General features: G+C 68.0%; 17 protein-coding genes. 3 read left to right on the forward strand and 14 right to left on the reverse strand.

Going from position 1 to position 16,756, the window contains the following annotated elements:
- Nucleotides 1-87: 87 nt before the first annotated feature.
- Nucleotides 88-2,196 carry a TonB-dependent receptor family protein gene (locus tag BMY69_RS02895; RefSeq protein WP_090175272.1) on the reverse strand — a complete coding sequence of 703 codons (2,109 nt, stop codon included), beginning with the start codon at nt 2,194-2,196 and terminating at the stop codon, nt 88-90.
- 237 nt (nt 2,197-2,433) lie between these two features.
- On the opposite strand from BMY69_RS02895, the gene BMY69_RS02900 reads away from it, so the two are divergent.
- Entirely contained in the window at nt 2,434-3,276 is an 843-nt protein-coding gene (locus BMY69_RS02900; RefSeq protein WP_090175273.1) for a class I SAM-dependent methyltransferase, read from the forward strand.
- On the forward strand, nt 3,277-3,810 hold the full coding sequence (locus BMY69_RS02905; RefSeq protein WP_090175274.1) for a pseudouridine synthase: 534 nt from the start codon (nt 3,277-3,279) through the stop codon (nt 3,808-3,810).
- A 112-nt stretch (nt 3,811-3,922) separates the two neighbouring features.
- On the opposite strand, the gene dgoD is transcribed toward BMY69_RS02905, so the two are convergent.
- Genes dgoD through BMY69_RS02945 form a run of 8 tightly spaced genes read right to left on the reverse strand, consistent with a single transcriptional unit; the run spans nt 3,923 to nt 11,952 of the window.
- Entirely contained in the window at nt 3,923-5,074 is a 1,152-nt protein-coding gene (dgoD, locus tag BMY69_RS02910) for a galactonate dehydratase (RefSeq protein ID WP_090056044.1), read from the reverse strand.
- Nucleotides 5,075-5,076: 2 nt separating this feature from the next.
- A complete protein-coding gene (locus BMY69_RS02915; RefSeq protein WP_090175275.1) occupies nt 5,077-5,688 on the reverse strand; it encodes a 2-dehydro-3-deoxy-6-phosphogalactonate aldolase in 612 nt (203 codons plus the stop codon).
- Nucleotides 5,689-5,693: 5 nt separating this feature from the next.
- Nucleotides 5,694-6,503, reverse strand: a complete 810-nt coding sequence (locus BMY69_RS02920; RefSeq protein WP_254779300.1) for an SDR family oxidoreductase — start codon at nt 6,501-6,503, stop codon at nt 5,694-5,696.
- The gene (locus BMY69_RS02925; RefSeq protein WP_090175276.1) at nt 6,500-7,402 is read right to left on the reverse strand and encodes an SMP-30/gluconolactonase/LRE family protein; all 903 of its coding nucleotides are present in this window, start codon (nt 7,400-7,402) and stop codon (nt 6,500-6,502) included. Before BMY69_RS02925 ends, BMY69_RS02920 begins: the two co-directional genes overlap by 4 nt.
- Complete coding sequence (gene araH, locus BMY69_RS02930) at nt 7,402-8,403, reverse strand: L-arabinose ABC transporter permease AraH (protein WP_090056051.1); 1,002 nt, start codon at nt 8,401-8,403, stop codon at nt 7,402-7,404. The genes BMY69_RS02925 and araH overlap by 1 nt, the downstream gene beginning before the upstream one ends.
- A gap of 8 nt (nt 8,404-8,411) precedes the next feature.
- Nucleotides 8,412-9,938, reverse strand: a complete 1,527-nt coding sequence (gene araG, locus BMY69_RS02935) for an L-arabinose ABC transporter ATP-binding protein AraG (RefSeq protein WP_090175277.1) — start codon at nt 9,936-9,938, stop codon at nt 8,412-8,414.
- 2 nt (nt 9,939-9,940) lie between these two features.
- Nucleotides 9,941-10,930, reverse strand: coding sequence for an arabinose ABC transporter substrate-binding protein (locus BMY69_RS02940; RefSeq protein ID WP_090056055.1), 990 nt, complete (start codon nt 10,928-10,930; stop codon nt 9,941-9,943).
- Nucleotides 10,931-10,953: 23 nt separating this feature from the next.
- Nucleotides 10,954-11,952: a 2-dehydro-3-deoxygalactonokinase gene (locus tag BMY69_RS02945; RefSeq protein WP_090175278.1), complete on the reverse strand. Its 999-nt coding sequence runs from the start codon at nt 11,950-11,952 to the stop codon at nt 10,954-10,956.
- 104 nt (nt 11,953-12,056) lie between these two features.
- Here BMY69_RS02945 and BMY69_RS02950 point away from each other — a divergent pair, with 104 nt between their 5' ends.
- Nucleotides 12,057-12,932 carry a LysR substrate-binding domain-containing protein gene (locus tag BMY69_RS02950; RefSeq protein WP_090056059.1) on the forward strand — a complete coding sequence of 292 codons (876 nt, stop codon included), beginning with the start codon at nt 12,057-12,059 and terminating at the stop codon, nt 12,930-12,932.
- A 118-nt stretch (nt 12,933-13,050) separates the two neighbouring features.
- Here BMY69_RS02950 and BMY69_RS02955 read toward each other — a convergent pair whose 3' ends face one another.
- The 5 genes from BMY69_RS02955 to rpsU all read right to left on the reverse strand — a co-directional run bounded on the left by BMY69_RS02955 (nt 13,051) and on the right by rpsU (nt 16,753).
- Entirely contained in the window at nt 13,051-13,668 is a 618-nt protein-coding gene (locus tag BMY69_RS02955; RefSeq protein ID WP_090175279.1) for a DedA family protein, read from the reverse strand.
- Between the two features lie 91 nt (nt 13,669-13,759).
- On the reverse strand, nt 13,760-15,505 hold the full coding sequence (dnaG, locus tag BMY69_RS02960; protein ID WP_090175280.1) for a DNA primase: 1,746 nt from the start codon (nt 15,503-15,505) through the stop codon (nt 13,760-13,762).
- Between the two features lie 52 nt (nt 15,506-15,557).
- The gene (locus BMY69_RS02965) at nt 15,558-15,731 is read right to left on the reverse strand and encodes a DUF1328 domain-containing protein (protein WP_090056066.1); all 174 of its coding nucleotides are present in this window, start codon (nt 15,729-15,731) and stop codon (nt 15,558-15,560) included.
- A gap of 230 nt (nt 15,732-15,961) precedes the next feature.
- Nucleotides 15,962-16,405 (reverse strand): GatB/YqeY domain-containing protein, encoded by a 444-nt coding sequence (locus tag BMY69_RS02970; protein ID WP_090175281.1) that lies wholly within the window; start codon nt 16,403-16,405, stop codon nt 15,962-15,964.
- A 132-nt stretch (nt 16,406-16,537) separates the two neighbouring features.
- The gene (gene rpsU / locus BMY69_RS02975; protein WP_029213735.1) at nt 16,538-16,753 is read right to left on the reverse strand and encodes a 30S ribosomal protein S21; all 216 of its coding nucleotides are present in this window, start codon (nt 16,751-16,753) and stop codon (nt 16,538-16,540) included.
- Nucleotides 16,754-16,756: the final 3 nt, after the last annotated feature.

Raw genomic sequence — 16,756 nt, forward strand, 5'->3', positions numbered from 1 at the left:
AAGGCCTTGAGCCAGAGCGCCTGTAGCTCCTCGCGAAACGCTGTCGCGCGCAGGGCGCGCTCCTACGGCAGGCGGGCAGGGCGGTTGTTACCGCCAGCGCACGTCCACGCCCACCAGCAGCGTCCGTCCCGGCGCCGGCTCGTAGTAACGCCCGTTGCCGTCGTTGACGATCACGGAACCGACGACATGCCGGTCAGCGACGTTGTCCACGCGCGCGAACGTGTTCACGCGCCAGGGTCCGTCGTCGAAGACGTAGCCACCCGACACGCCGAAGAGCGCGTAGCCTGGCGCCGACTCCGTGCCGAGATCGTTGACGGACGTCGAACCCATCGCGCTCATGTCGACGCCGGCATGCCAGCCGCGATCGGCGCCGTACTTCAGCGCGGCGTAGCCGGTCGAGCGCGGCACGCCGGGAATGCGCGTACCGGCGGCGACCGGCGTGTCGGGCGCGGCGCAGCCGGCCGACACGCAGGTGAGGAACGGCGAGCGGAAGCTGGCCTGGATCCGCGTATAGGCCGCGACCAGGTGGAGGTCGCGCACGAGCTCGCCATCGAACGAGAACTCCACGCCCTGCCGGCGCGAGCTGGCGATGTTCTGGTAGGTCGTGCGGCCGCCCAGGTTGGTCGCGACGGCGAGTTCGTCGTCGCTGTCCGCGCGATAGACCGCGAGGCCCGCCTGGACGCGGTCGGTGGGCCGCAGCTTGATGCCGATCTCCTCGTTCCGCGAATGCGAGGGTTTCAGGTCGAACGCCAGGCCCGCGCCACGATCCGCGCGGTAGCCGAGTTCCGAGAACGTTGGCGTTTCGAAGCCGCGTCCCCAGTTCGCGTAGGCGTGCAGCCAGGGCGCCGCGCGCCAGAGCACGCCGAACACCGGCGTGGTCGCCGAGTACGTCACGCTGCCGCTGTCGTCCGGGTTGCCGGCGGCGACGTAGCGGTCCGTCGAACGGAAGCGGACCTCGCTGTGGCGCGCGCCGCCCATCAGCGTCCAGTCGTCGGCGACCCGCCAGGTGACCTGGGCGTACTGGTCGAAGTCGAACACGCGGTCGATCTCGTCGCGCCGCTTCGCGCCACGCACGCCGAGCGAGCGGCCCACGAAATTCTCGTAACCCTGCCGATGCTGCGTCTGGTTGTCGTAGGCCAGGCCGGCGGCGATCTCGAACGGCCGGCCGGCGAGCGTGTCGCGCCACGTCCAGCGCGCGTCGCCGCTGCCATATTCGTTGCCCAGGTCCACCACGCCGCCCGAATTGCCCGGCTGCGATGACTGCGTCGCCACCGGGATCGACAGGTACTGCAACACGCTGCGCCTGCCGTAATAGCCCATCACGCGAAGGCTGTTCGCGTCGTCGAGGCGCTGGTCGTAGATGAGACCGGCCTGTTGCTGGTCCACCGACTTGCGCGTGTCGAACGTGTTCGCCACGGCGGCCACCTGGCGGGGGGCGGCCTTGTACTGCGCGCGCGTCAGGCCCAGCGGATCCTGCGCGTCCGGCACGTCGAGGGCGTTGAGGACGAGGGTGAGCTTCGCGTCCTCGTCGATCTTCCAGCCGATCTTCGCATTGCCCGATTCGCGTCGCGCGGCGCTGTGGTCGCGATAGCCGCTGGTGCGGAAGTGGGTGACGTCGACGTTGTAGTCGACGGGGCCTTCGACGCCCCGCGCATCGACCGACGAACGGAAGTTCCCGTTGCTCCCGCCCGCGACGCCGAAGCGCAGCTCCGGCGGCTGCGTGCCGTCGGCGGTGAACAGCTGCACCACGCCGCCCGACGCGTTGCCGTAGAGCGCCGAGAACGGGCCGCGCAGCACTTCGACGCGATCGGCGGAATCGAGATTGAAATGCGACACCTGCCCCTGGCCGTCGGGCATCGTGGCAGGGATGCCGTCCGTGTAGAGCCGCACGCCCCTGATGCCGAAGGTCGAGCGCGCGCCGAACCCGCGGATCGACACCTGGGCGTCCTGCGCGTAGTTCTGCCGGTCGCGCGCCACGATGCCGGGGATCGCCTGGACGCGTTCCGAGAGGTTCACATCGAGCGAGCCATCGGGCGGCGTCGCCGCGACATCGATGGCGGCCGGGATGTCGTAAGGCGACTGCTCGCTGCGGGTCGCCGTGACCACGACGGGAGCGAGACGAGCCTCCTGCGCAGCCGCGGCCGTGCAGAGCGCGAGCAGGATGCCGCTGGCGAGGGGACGAAGATGGGGCCGCATGGGGAGTCCTTCGGGGGAACGCGCATCATCCACGATCCCGCGTCGCGATTCCGTGGGAATGCACGCACGAACCGCGAATACTCTCTTTCGTGGGAGCGGACCTGGCCGCGACAGCTTTTCGCGACACGCTCAGTCCCTGTTGCGCCCGGCACGTAGCCGTCGCGGCCAGGTCCGCTCCTACCATCGCGGGGGCATGCTAGCCTTCCCGCCCACCATCCCAACGCATCGGTACGCGCCATGAAGAAGTTCGTCATCGCCAGTGTGATCGGTCTCGCCGTGTCTGTCGGCGCGCAGGCCTTCCAGGCCGACCAGCCCGCCGCGCCCACGGCCCCGGCCAGCGCGGGCACCGCCAGCGCCGCCCTGATCGACAAGGCCGTCGCCGGCACCTGGCGCACGCCCGCGTTCGTGGCGCGCGACAAGTACCGCCATCCGGCGGAGACCCTGAAGTTCTTCGGCGTCCGTCCGGACATGACGGTGATCGAGATCTATCCGTCGGGCGGCTGGTACACCGAGATCCTCGCGCCGTACCTCAACCCCAACGGCCATTACGTCGCCGCCATCGAGAAGGGCTCGAAGGGCGTGACGGCGATGAAGAACAAGTTCGCGGACAAGCCGGCCCAGTACAAGCTGGCCGAGATCCGCGAGTTCGATCACAAGGCGCCGGACCTCGGCAAGCCCGGCTCGGCGGACATGGTGCTGACCTTCCGCAACGTGCACAACTGGGCCGCGGACGGCACGGCCGAGGCGATGTTCAAGGCGTTCTTCGCGGTGCTCAAGCCCGGCGGCGTCCTCGGTGTCGAAGACCATCGCGCCGACAAGGGCAAGAAGGTCGACGACGTGGTGAACTCGGGTTACCTGCCGACCGACTACGTGATCAAGCTCGCGACCGACGCCGGCTTCCGGCTGGACGGCCAGAGCGAGGTCAACGCCAATCCGAAGGACAACCACGATCATCCGAAGGGCGTGTGGACGCTCCCGCCCGTGCTCGAACTGGGCGAGACGGACAAGGCGAAGTACCAGGCGATCGGCGAGTCCGACCGCATGACCCTGCGCTTCGTGAAGCCTGCTTCCGCGAAATAAGTGCTGCTCGCGTTGAACAAGCCCTTCGGGGTGCTCTGCCAGTTCACCGACGAAGGCGGCCGGCGCACGCTGGCCGACTTCGTGACGCAGAAGGGTGTGTACGCCGCCGGACGGCTGGACCACGACAGCGAAGGCCTTCTGCTGCTGACCGACGACGGCAAGCTGCAGCACCGCCTGGCGGACCCGAAGCACAAGCAACCGAAGACCTACGTGGTGCAGGTCGAGGGGACGCCGACGGAGGAAGCACTCGAACGCCTCCGTCGCGGCGTCACCCTCAACGACGGGCCGACGCTCCCCGCGGGTGTCGAGGCCATCGACGAACCCGACTGGCTATGGCCCCGCGATCCGCCCGTGCGTTTCCGCAAGACGGTGCCGGATGCGTGGCTGCGCATCGTGCTTCGGGAGGGGCGCAACCGGCAGGTGCGCCGCATGACGGCGGCGGTGGGATTGCCGACGTTGCGGCTGATCCGTGAATCGATCGGTGAGTATCGGCTGGACGGGCTGGGCCTGGGCGAGACCCGGCTCATTCGCTAGCGCGGATCGCCGATACGATCGGCTCCCACCCTCCGGTAGGTGGTTCTTTCGCAACCTGGCTACCGGAGGGGTGGGAGCCGATCGCATCGGCGATTCCGCTTGGACGAGCGGTTCACCACTCCGCGACCGACCCATCCGGGTGCCGCCACAGCGGATTGCGCCAGTCGGCGACGTCGCGGTTGCGTTCGATCACCAATGCCTCGTCGACCTCGATACCGAGGCCGGGTGCCGTGAACGGGTGCGCGTAGCCGCCCTCGTCGAGCTTCAGGGCGTCCTTGTTCACGACGTAGTCGAGCACTTCGCCGCCGCGGTTGTAGTGGATCCCGATGCTCTGCTCCTGCAGCGTGGCGTTCCAGGCGACGAAGTCGACGTGGAGGCACGACGCGAGCGCGATGGGGCCGAGCGGGCAATGCGGCGCGAAGGCCACGTCGTAGGCTTCGGCCATGGCGGCGAGCTTCACGCATTCGGTGATGCCGCCGGCGTGCGAGAGGTCGGGCTGGATGATGGAGATGCCGCCACGCTCGAGCACGTGCTTGAACTCGAAGCGCGAATACATGCGCTCGCCGGCGGCGATCGGAATCGACGTCTGCGCGGCGATGCGTGGGTAGTACTCGGCCTGTTCCGCGAGCACCGGTTCTTCGATGAAGAGCGGGCGGAAGGGCTCCAGTTCCTTGACCAGCACCTTGGCCATGGGCGCTGACACGCGGCCATGGAAGTCCAGGCCGAACTCGATGGTGTTGCCGAAAGCTTCGCGGATCTCCGCGACACGGGCCACCGCCGCGTCCACGGCCTTGCTCGATCCGATGATGCCCATCTCCTCGCAGCCGTTCATCTTGAACGTGTCGAAGCCGTGCGCGAGGCGTTCGCGGATCTGCGCGATGACGTCGGCGGGCCGGTCGCCGCCCACCCAGCAGTACGTCTTCATGCGGTCGCGCACGCGGCCGCCGAGCAGCTCGTAGACGGGCGCGCCGAGCGCCTTGCCCTTGATGTCCCACAGCGCCTGGTCGATGCCGGCCATCGCGCTCATGAAGACCGCGCCGCCGCGATAGAAACCGCCGCGGTACATCGTCTGCCAGATGTCGTTGATGCGCGCCGGGTCCTTGCCGATCACAAACTCGGACAGTTCCTGGACGGCGGCCTCGACGGTGCGCGCCCGGCCTTCGACCACCGGCTCGCCCCAGCCGACGATGCCCTCGTCGGTCTCCATCTTGAGGAACATCCAGCGGGGAGGAACGCGGTACGTGGTGATCCGGGTGACTTTCATGTTCAGACCGAGCGGTAGGCTTTGACGAAGGCGGCGGCGCGCTCGCGCGTGCGCGAGACCGGCTGTCCGGGTTTGTACAGATCGCTGCCGAGTCCCGCGCCGATGCAGCCGGCGTCGAGGTACTGGCCCAGATTGTCGGGCGTGACGCCGCCGACCGCCAGCAGGGGCACGTCCGGCGGCAGCACCGCGCGGATCGAGCGGATGTACCCCGGGCCCAGGTTGGACGCCGGGAACAGCTTCAGCGACTGGGCTCCCGCGGCCAGGGCCACGAAGGCCTCGCTGGGCGTCGCGAAGCCGATGGACGCGTACATGCCGCGTTTGATGCCCTGGCGTACGACCGCCGCGTCCGTGTTCGGGGTCACCAGCAGATGGCCGCCCAGGTCGGCGACCTCGTCGACGAGTTCCGGGGTGAGCACCGTGCCCGCGCCTACCAGCGCGCGGTTACCCGCCGCCTGCACGGCCAGCGGGATGCTGCGCCGCCAGTCCGGGGAGTTCAGGGGGATCTCGATGGCGTCGAAGCCCTCGGCGATCAGCGCCTCGACGTGGTCGACGGCTTCGTCGGGCGTGATGCCGCGCAGGATCGCGACGAGGGGGAGGGCGGTGGGCCAGGCCATGGGGATCACTCGTGATAGAGCTGGGAACGGCCACCGTCGATGCGGATGTCGGCGGCATTGATGTAACGGGCTTCGTCGGAGGCGAGGAAGAGCGCGGTGTACGCGATTTCTTCCGGCGTGCCGATGCGCTTGTTGGGCAGGATCTCGGTCTGCTTGCGGCGCTCGGCCTCCGGATCCGGCGCCGCGGCGAAGCCGGCCTCGGCGATGGCGGTGAGCACGAGCCCCGGCGAAATCGAATTCACCCGGATGCCGCGCGCGGCGTATTCGATGCCCAGCGCCTTGGTCAGGCCGATCAGTCCGTGCTTCGCCACCGGGTAGGGGAAGCAGTGCGGAATGATCTTGTGGCCGTGCACCGAGGCGATGTTGACAATGCTGCCGCGACCGAGGCCGAGCATGCCCGGCAGCACGGCCTTCGCGCAGTTCCAGGCGCCCTTGAGGTCGACCTCGAAGCAGCGCGTCCATTCGTCGTCGCTCAGGGACAGGGGATCGTTGAAGACGTTGATGCCCGCGTTGTTCACCAGCACGTCGGGCGCGCCGAAACGCTCGGTCGCGGCGTCGACCATCCGCTGGATCGCGTCGGGATGCGTGACGTCGGCCTCGAAGAGCATGGCCTTGTCGGTGTTCAGTCCCGCGAGCGTCTCGCGTGCCTGCGCGTTGTCCTCGAGCACGTTCAGGACGACCGACGCCCCATGCGCGGCGAAGAGCTTCGCGGTGGCCGCGCCGATGCCCTGCGTGGCACCGGTGACGATGGCGACCTTGCCCGCGAGGCGGGGCAGGGGCGTCGTGCGCGGGTCGGGCTGCATGCCGGCGTTCATGCGCGCACCTCGTGGCCGTAGCGGGCTTCGGGAAGGCCGCGGCCACGCGGTGGCGTGCCGATGAAGATGGCGCCGTCGAACGGCTCCACTTCGGCGAGGTATTTGTTGGCTGACGTGATGACCATGCGGTCGAGATCCTTTCCTGCGAAGCTGACGCAGCTGGGCTGCCGCGCCGGAAGATCGATGGTGGCGTCGATGCGGCCGTCCGGCGCATAGCGCACGACGCGCGACGCGCCCCATTCCGCGTTCCAGACGTAGCCCTCGGCGTCGACCGTGGAGCCGTCCGGCTCCATTCCCGCGCGCAGTTCGGCGAACACGCGGATGTTGGCGACATCGCCCGTGGCGGCATCGTAGTCGCACGCCATGATCTGCGCGGTGGGCGAATCGGTGAAGTACATCGTGCCGCCGTCGGGGCTGAAGCAGATGCTGTTGGTGATGGCGGCCTTCGGCAGCGCCAGGCGATGGAGCCGGCCGTCGTGCGTGAAACGCCAGAACGAGGCGATCTTCGCGGGGCTTCCGTCGTCGTTGCGCGGGCCGGATTCGTTGAGCGTGCCGAAGACGAAGTTGCCGGCGCGGTCGCAGCGCCCGTCGTTGGCGCGCATGCCGGTCAGGTCGGGCTCGATGTCCGCCAGCACCTGCAGCCTGCCGTCCTGCGTATAGAAGCGCGCGACCTGCTTCTCCATGGCCAGCAGCAGCACGCCCGCTTCGTGCGTAAGCGCGAAGCAGCAGATGCGGGCGGGCAACGTGTGTTCGTCGATCTGACCCGTTTCCGGGTCGTAGGCGTACAGCGTCGACGTGGCGATGTCGGTCCAGCGGACCCGTTGGGTGAGGTCGTCCCAGATCACGCCCTCGGCATGGGCCTGGCGGTGCCCGGACAGCGGTTTGAAGGTATCGGTCATCAGCGGGCCTGTCTGCGGTTCTTGAGCTGGTCCACCAGCACCGCGATCAGCAGGATCGTGCCACGGACGAGGTACTGGTAGAAGGCGTCGATGTTCATGAGGCTCATCGCATTCTGCACGGTGCCCATGATGAGAACGCCAACGATCACGCCGCTGATGCTCGCCCGGCCGCCCATGAGCGACACGCCGCCCAGCACGCAGGCGGAAATCACGTTGAGTTCGAAGCCTTCGCCCGCGTTGGGCTGGCCGCTGGTCATGCGCGAGGCGAGGATGATGCCCGCGAGCGCGGCGATCACGCCCTGGATGAGGAAGATGGCGATGCGCACGCGGTCCACCGCGACGCCGGCGAGGCGCGAGGCATCCGGGTTGCCGCCGATCGCCAGCGTATTGCGGCCGTAGATGGTCTTGTTGAGCAGCACGCCGAAGACGACGAAGCAGGCCAGCGTGACCCAGACCGGCACCGGCAGGCCGAGCACCGAGGCGCTGCCGAGCGTGAAGAAGGCTTCGTTGCTGACGCCCACGGCCTGGCCGTGCGAGCTGATGAAGGCGAGGCCGCGCACGATTTCCATCGTCGCCAGCGTGGTGATCAGGGCGTTGATCTTGAGCTTGGCGATCACCGCGCCGTTGACGAAGCCGACCAGCGCACCCGCGGCGAGGCTCGCCGCGACGCCGATCGCGACGCTGCCGGTGGCATTGGCGACGATGGCGCAGAACACGCCCGCGAAAGCGACGGTCGAGCCGACGGAGAGGTCGAAATCGCGCGACGCGAGGCAGAACATCATGGTGCACGACACCATGCCGATCTGCGACACGGACAGCAGCAGGCCGACCATGTTGTCCCACGAGAAGAAGTACTGCACCGAGGCGCTGAGCACCGCGAACAGCGCGATGAAGATCAGGATCAGGCTGTAGTCGTCGACGACCTGCCAGAACAGGGCGCGGCGGCGCGTGGCCGGGGTGTCGCGGGTGGCGCCGATGGCGGCGGCGGAGGACTCGGTCATGGGCTGTCTTACCTGGCAGGCGTGGGGGTGGCGCTGGCGCCTTCGGGGAGGGCGGCGGCGAGGACGTTGGCCTCGTTCGCCTCGTCTCGGCTGAACTGGGCGACGATACGCCCGCGGCACATGGCGATCACGCGATCGGACACGCCGAGCACTTCCGGCAGTTCGCTCGAGATCATCACCACCGCCACGCCGCGCCCGGCCAGCTCGTAGAGCACGTTGTAGATTTCGTTCTTGGCGCCGACGTCGATGCCGCGCGTGGGTTCGTCGACGATCAGCACGCGGAGGTCGCGCTCCGCCAGCCAGCGCGACAGCACGGCCTTCTGCTGGTTGCCGCCCGAGAGCAGGCGGATTTCCTGCCGGCGGTGCGGCGTGCGGATGCGCAGGCGGTCGATGTAACCGTCGGCGGTCTTCGCCTCGACGCGGTCGTTGACGAAGAGTCCGGCGACGAGATGGTTGCGCCGCGCGCTGATGTTGATGTTCTCGGAGACGGAGCGGACGCCGATGATGCCGTCCTCCTTGCGATCCTCCGGGCACAGCACCAGGCCGTGGCGGATGGCGTCGCGGATCTGCGACGGCTTCACCGGCTGGCCGTCCACGGCGACGTCGCCGGTGAGGCGGCGGTCGGCGCCGTAGATGACGCGCATGATCTCGGAACGGCCCGCGCCGACGAGGCCGAAGAAGCCGACGATCTCGCCCGCCTTCACCTCGAAACTCACCGGTTGCTGCACGGCGCGGCCCGAGACGTTCTTCACGGAGAGGCGGATGTCGCCATGCTCGCGGGGCCGATAGCCCCAGATGTCGCCGATGTCGCGGCCGACCATGCGCTGCACGAGGGTCTCGCGCGTCACGCCTTCGAGGGTGTCGAAGTCGGCGACCTTGCGGCCGTCGCGGAAGATCGTCGCGGCGTCGCACAGCTCGAAGATCTCGTCGAGGCGATGCGAGATGTAGATCATCGCCTTGCCCTGCGCGCGGAGGTCGCGCACGAGGCGGAACAGCACCTCGGTCTCGCGATGCGACAGCGAGCTGGTGGGTTCGTCGAGCGCGAGGATCTTCGCGTCGCGGAGGATCGCCTTCACGATCTCGACCATCTGCCGCTGGCCGATCGAGAGCGCCTTGAGCTTCGCGCGCGGATCGAGGTCGACGCCGAGCGCGTCCAGGCGTTCGCGCGTCCACGCCAGCGCGCGGCGCCGGTCGACGAGGCCGAAGCGCGTCGGCAGGCGGCCGAGCAACAGGTTCTCCATCACCGAAAGTTCGGGTACGTACTGAAGTTCCTGGTGGATGACCGCGACGCCCGCGTCGATCGCGTCGGCGGCCTTGCGGAAGTCCATCGCACGGCCGTCGATCGCCACCTCGCCCTCGTCGGGGATGTACTCCCCGCCGAGGATCTTCATCATCGTCGACTTGCCCGCGCCGTTCTCGCCGAGCAGGCCGTGCACGCTGCCGGCGCGCACGCTGAAGCCGACGTCGGAGAGCGCGCGCACGCCCGGGAAACTCTTCCCGATGTGGCGGAACTCGAGGCGCGGAGCATCCGTCATCGTCAGAGCCCCATTTCCTTGCGCACCTCGGCCGAGTTGGCCTTGGTGATCAGCTGGCCGGTGGTCAGCGTCAGCTGCGGCGGCGCCTTGTCGTTCTTGATCCACTCGTACATGTTCACCGACGTCTCATAGCCGTGGCGCTTCGGGCTGATCAGCACGCTGCCGAAGAAGCCGGTCGGCTCGCCCTTGGCGAACTCGTTGAGCGCCGAGTTGCTGCCGCCGATGCCCACGCCGATCATGTTGTCGGCACGGAAACCGCGACCCTCGGCGGCGCGCACCGCACCCAGCACGGCCTCGTCGTTGAGACCGAACGCGACCCAGTGCTTGTACTTCGGGTTCTGCGTGATGGCGATGTTCGCGGCGTTGAACGCGTTCTCCGTGTCCGTCTTGGCTTCCGGGGCGTTGACGATGTTGGCGGTCGGGAAGCCCGCGGCGGTCAGCGCCGCGATGGCGCCGTCGGTACGCTCCTTCGCGGTGGGCAGCTGGTCGTAGGAGATGCGCAGGGCGCCGGTCTCTTCCGGATTCCAGCCGCGCTTCTTCATTTCGTCCGCGATCGCCTGGCCGACCTGCTCGCCGATCTTCGAGGCCGAGATGCCCATGTGCGGGACCGTGTCGATCGCGTTGCCCGAGCCGTCGACGAGGCGATCGTCGACCGTCATGAGCTTCAGGCCGTCCGCTTTCGCCTTGGCGACGATGGAGGGGCCCAGCTTCACGTCGGGCGTGCAGATGATGAAACCCTGCGCATGCTGCGACTTGAGATTGTCGATGGCGGTGAGCACCTGGCCGCCGTCCGGCGCGCCGATCTTCACCAGCGTGAAGCCTTTTTCCTTCGCCGCCTGTTCGGCGTACTTCCATTCGTCCTGGAACCACGGTTCCTCGGGCTGCTTCACGACGAAGCCGATCTTGACCTGGTCGTTGCCGCCCGACGAGCAGGCGGAAAGCGTCAGGGCCAGTGCGAGCACTTTGAGGCCAGTGGCGATCTTGTTCTTCATGCGGTCCCTCCTCTTGGATTCAGTCAGTCGACCAGGCCGCGTTCGCGGGCGACGGCGATGGCGCCGTAGCCCGCGAGGTCGCGTTGGTCGTCGTCGTCCAGCACCGTGACGGTGCCGGAGAAGAAGTCGTCGCCTTCGACCAGGCGGGCGATGGCTTCACGCAGGATCGGCTTGCCGCTGATGACGAAGCGGGTGCCCGGGCTCATGCGGATGGCGCTGGAATTCTTCAGCGTCAGCAGATCGGAGCCGAGGACGGCACCGAGCAGGAAGTTGGCGCGCGCGTTGGCGTCGTACACGGCGAACTGGTCGAGGATGCGCACGCTGAAGCACGCGCGGCCGAGACCGATCTTCTTCGCCGAGTTCGCGCCCGCCAGCAGCATGTCCGTGTCGACCTGCTTCGCGAAACCTTCCTTCAGCGAGCCCGCGAGGATCGTGTCGTGCGAGATCACGTGCAGCAGTTCGCCGGCGAGCGTGGTGACGCAGCCCTCGATGCGCCGCTTGCCGTCGATGCTGACGAACTTGGAATGCGAGCCTGGCAGCACGATGACGGTGGGTTCGTCGATGCCGAGGCGCTCCACCAGCGCGAAGGATTCGACCTCCTCGCCGCGCATCATGTCCATCGCCTCGCAGTTGTGCAGGCCGATGTGATCGACGGCGTTGCGCACGCCAGGCACGAACCAGATCGGATCGCGCCACACGTTGGGCACGAGGCTTTCGCGCATCGCGCCGGCGAGGTCGCCGATGCCGGCGGCGGCGGGCACGTGCGGAATCTCGCAAAGGCCCACGTTCGACGTGATCATGCCCGAGGCGATCACGCGGCCGATGTCGGCTTCGCCGAGCGACGCCGTCGCCAGCGCCTCGCCGATCGTCTCGCGCACGCCTTCTTCGAGCTTCGTCTTGCTGCCGGTGATCGCGGTGTCGCGCACGCCGACCTGGCGGGCGGCCTGACCGGCGACATCGCCGTCCTTCCAGACGGTGACCCGCGTGTTGGTGGTGCCGGTGTCGATCGTGAGGATGTTCATCGATGGTCCGCTCGAAATCGCCCCGGATTCTTGGCGTTGCCTGACAAGGCAGGCAAACTAGAATTTCTTCGGGGTTTCCCCAAGTTTTTTTGAATGAGTCCGCAATGAAGCGCTCGCTACCCCTCCATGCCGTGCGCGTGTTCGAGCTTGCAGCGCAGCATATGAGCTTCACGAAGGCCGGCGAGGAGCTCTCGCTGACGGCCGCGGCGGTCAGTGCGCAAGTCAAATTGCTGGAGTCGTATCTCGGCACGCCGTTGTTTGTGCGTAGCAACAATCGACTCTCGCTGACGGCGGCCGGCGAGAACTATTTTCCTCGTATTCGCGACGCGTTTCGTGCACTGCAACATGCCACGGACCAGCTGATGGGGCAGCGCGATGCCTCGTTGCGGGTCGCCGTTCCCCCGACGTTCGGTACGAAGTGGCTCGTGCCACGGCTCTTCCGGTTCTTCGCGCGGCACCCGGCGATCGCCGTCGAGGTCGTGACCGACGGTGGCGACGAGGGCACGTGGGACCTCTCCGTCGACGATCGCGTCGTCGAAGGTGTGGAGCAGTCCATCCTCGTGGTGAGCGGCTACACGCCGGTGTGCGCGCCGTCGCTCGCGGGCGCGCTGCGCGGACCCGAGGATCTCGCCGCGCAGATGCTCCTCCACGAACGCCCGGGGCGTCGCGCGGCCGCGGCGGTCAGCTGGGACCAGTGGTTCGAGCGAGCTGGCGTGGAGCCGGGGCCGGTATCGCGCGAGATGGGGTTCGGCGACGGCACGATGATGCTGCAGGCCGCCATCGAGGGGCAGGGCGTGGCGCTGGCGCAGGAACTGCTGGTGGCCTACGACCTCGCGGCCGGACGCCTGGTGGAGCCGTTCCGCCTTCCGCTACCGCTCCAGCACACGTATTACCTCGCGGTGTCGCGCGACGCGGCCGATCGCGAGGAGCTGGCGACGTTCCGCGCATGGCTCACCTCGGAGCTCGCGCCCGCGGCGTGACGATTGCCTACCGAAGGGTGGGAGCCGATCGTATCGGCGAAGGGTGCTCGCGACGGGCCCGCTATCGCGGGATCGCCGATACGATCGGCTCCCACTCTCGGATGGGGGGCGAGGCGCCTCAGCCGCAGTCGCGGGCCGCGCGCTTGCGCCGCCACCAGATCACGCCAAGTGCAAGCAGCGCGCCGGCGATGGCCAGCCATACGCCTGTCTGGCCGCGGTGAATCCACATCGCCAGCCACTCGTGGTTGTGCGCGCCGAAATACCCGAGGTACACCCAGATCGGCACGCTGATGGCGGCGGCGAGTCCATCGAGGAGGAGGAAGCGGAAGAAGCCGACACGATGCGTGGCGCCGGCGGTGATGAATACCGCGGTGCGCATGCCGGGCAGGAACCTCGCGACGAACATCATGCGATTGCCGTAGCGCTCGAACTTCTCCTGCACCTTCGCATAGCGCTCGGGCGTCAGCAGGCGCGCCACCAACCGCCAGCTCATGATCCGGCCGCCGAAATGACGACCGAGCAGGAACATCGTGGAATCGCCCACCAGCACGCCCGCCATGCCGACGCCGACCATGGTGTGGACGTCGCCGTAGCCCAGGCCCGTGATGATGCCGCCGGCCACGAGCGTGATGTCCTCGGGCAGGGGCAGGCCCGCCCCGCAGAGCATCAGCGCGAAGAAGACGGCGAGGTAGCCGTTCCTTCCGAAGAAATCGACGAGGTCGTTGAGCAGGTCCATCAGTGGTGCGCGAAGCCGGCTGGGGCCGGTCCCCTGGAGGTACGAAGTCGGGATGATCCCACGGATCGCGTTACGGCTGCGGTGCGATGCATCATTCGCCATCCATGGGTGCGGGGGTCGCGCGGGCCGCCAGGAGCACGCGAAGTTCGGCTTTTTCGGTGTCGTCAAGCACGCCTTCGCGCGCGCGGGCGATCAGGTACTCGCGACGTTGTGTCGTGGCCTGGCGCTGCATCTGGGCCAGCGCGTCGAGGAATTCGACGCGCTGCATGTCCGCCTCGCCGATCACCTCGGCGGCCATGAGCTTCTGTAGCGACGCGTACTCGGGCCGATCCATGAAGTGCTCGACGAGCACGGCCGGGTTGATGCCGGGGCGGGCACGGGCCACGTCGACGAGTTCGGCGAGCAGGCCGACCCCCGGTCGATCCAGGCGCAGGAAGGCGTAGGGCGGCTCGACCTCCTCGGCCAGCGCCGGCTGCGCGAGCAGCAGCGTGATGGCGCTGCGGACGAGGCTGCGCTGCACGTTGGCCGGACGGGCCTGGGCAAGACGGGCATTCGCCTCCGGCTCGGCCTCAAGCACGGCGCGGGCGCCGGTGCGCCGCTGCAGTTCCTGGCCCATCAGGTCGCGGAACGCGCCGTCCGGCAGGCGCGCGATAAGCGGGCGCGCCCGCTCGGCCAGGCGGGCCCGGCCATCGATCTTCGAGGTGTCCACATCGCGGGCCAGTTCCTCGAAGAAGTACTCCGACATCGGCATCGCGTCGGTCATGCGCTTCTCGAAACCCTCCTTGCCTTCCTTGCGGACCAGTGTGTCCGGATCCTCGCCATCGGGCAGGAAGAGGAAGTGCGCCTGGCGGCCGTCGCGCATGCGCGGGAGGATCGACTCCAGCGCACGCCACGCGGCCTGCCGGCCAGCGCGGTCGCCGTCGAAGCAGAAGTAGACGTCGGGAGCGGCGCGGAAGAGGACTTCGGCATGCTCCGGCGTGGTCGCGGTGCCGAGGGTGGCGACGGCGATCGGCAGGCCGGCCTGGTGCAGGGCGATGACGTCCATGTAGCCCTCGACCACCATGATCCGGGTGAGGGTCTGGTTCGCCTGCTTCACCTGCCACAGGGCGAACAGCTCGCGACCCTTGTGGAACAGCGGGGTTTCCGGCGAATTGAGGTATTTCGGGCTCTGCTCGGACGACAGCACGCGGCCGCCGAAGGCGATCACGCGGCCGCGGCGATCGAGGATCGGGAACATGACGCGCTCGCGGAAGCGGTCGTAGCGGTTGCCGCGCTCGTTGCTGGCGACCATGCCGGCCTCGTTGAGCAGCTGGCGTCGCCGGTCGGTGCTGCCGAGGGCCTTGAGCACGCCGTCGAAACCCGCCGGCGCCCAGCCGATGCGGAAGCGCTTCACGATCTCGTCGTCGAGGCCGCGCCGGTCGACGTACGACCGGGCCTCGGCGCTGTTGCCGAGCTCGCGCTGGTAGAAGCTGGCCGCCTCGTCGAGCAGCGTGTAGAGGTCGCTGCGGTCCTCGCGTGGCTTGTCGTCGCGAGCACCCTCGTAGGGCACCTTCAGGCCGACCGACTGGGCGAGTTCCTCGATGGCGTCGGGGAATTCGAGGCGGTCGTAATCCATGATGAACTTGATCGCGCTGCCGTGGGCGCCGCAGCCGAAGCAATGGAAGAACTGCTTCTGGGGGCTGACATAGAACGAGGGCGAGCGCTCGTTGTGGAACGGGCAGCAGGCCGTCCACTCGCGCCCCGCCTTCTTCAGCGGGACGCGCCGTTCGATCACGTCGACGATGTCGACGCGGGTCAGGAGCTCATCGATGAAATTGTCGGGGATACGGCCACGCATGAGCCCCCTAGGATGCCACGCATCCGCTTCCGTATGGAGTCTGGCGGACTCGTCAGAACGCCATGTGGAACACGCCGATGACGGCGAGGATCGCGAGCACGAAGAGGATCAGGAAGATGGCGAAGCAGACCTTGGCGATCGTCGCGGCGATCCCCGAGACCCGGCTGAAGCCGAGCGCGCCGGTGACCAGGGCGATGAGGCCGAAGATGATGGCGTACTTGAGCATGGGAGACCTCCGTCGGGCGCCGGAGGAACACCCGCCAGTCGCGTGGGGGAGGATGCGGACGTGAACGTGGGGGTGTCGTGAAAGGGGCAGGTTGCCCCCACCACGGCGAGCCGTTGGTAGGAGCGCGCCCTGCGCGCGACGGCTTTTCGCCGCTGCGTCGAAGCTGGCGCGCCAGTTCGCGGGCACGGCTCCAAAACATGTCGCGCGCAGGGCGCGCTCCTACGGGCGGATCAGGCCAGCTTCGCCTTCACCTTGCCCGCCACGGCGGCCATGTCGGCGCGGCCGACGGCCTTTTCCTTGATCAGGGCCACGACCTTGCCCATGTCGCGGGCCGAGGTGGCGCCCGATTCGGCGATGGCGGCGGCGATGATGGCGTCGAGCTCCGCCTCCGACAGCTTGGCGGGAAGGTAGCCGTCGATGATGCCCATCTCGTAGCGTTCGATCGATGCCAGGTCGTCGCGGCCGGCCTTGTCGTACTGCTCGATCGAGTCGCGGCGCTGTTTCTGCATCTTTTCGAGCACGGCGAGCACCTGGGTGTCGTCCAGTTCGATCCGTTCGTCGACTTCACGCTGCTTGATCTGGGCCTGGACCAGGCGGATCACGGCCAGGCGATCCTTTTCCCCGCCCTTCATGGCGGCCTTCATGTCTTCGGTGATCTTTGCCTTGAGGCTCATTTCTTTTCTCCGGGACGACGAAAAGCCGGCTTCACCTTTCGGCAAAGCCGGCTCGGGATTTCCGCCTGAATGCGGCAGCGGCATAAACGCGCCAACCGCGACACCAGTCCGGCCACGGGGCCGGCGGGTGCATCAGTACATGCGGGTCCGGCGCGTCGTGTCGCGGGACAGACGGCGCAGGTGGCGCTTCACAGCAGCAGCGCGCTTGCGCTTACGCTCCTGGGTCGGCTTTTCGTAAAATTCGCGCTTGCGCGTTTCGGCCAGCACGCCAGCCTTCTCGCACGTACGCTTGAAGCGGCGAAGGGCAAGCTCAAACGGCTCGTTCTCGCGGACTTTAACGCTCGGCATGGA

It is taken from the genome of Luteibacter sp. UNC138MFCol5.1 (assembly GCF_900110505.1).
Lineage (GTDB): Bacteria > Pseudomonadota > Gammaproteobacteria > Xanthomonadales > Rhodanobacteraceae > Luteibacter.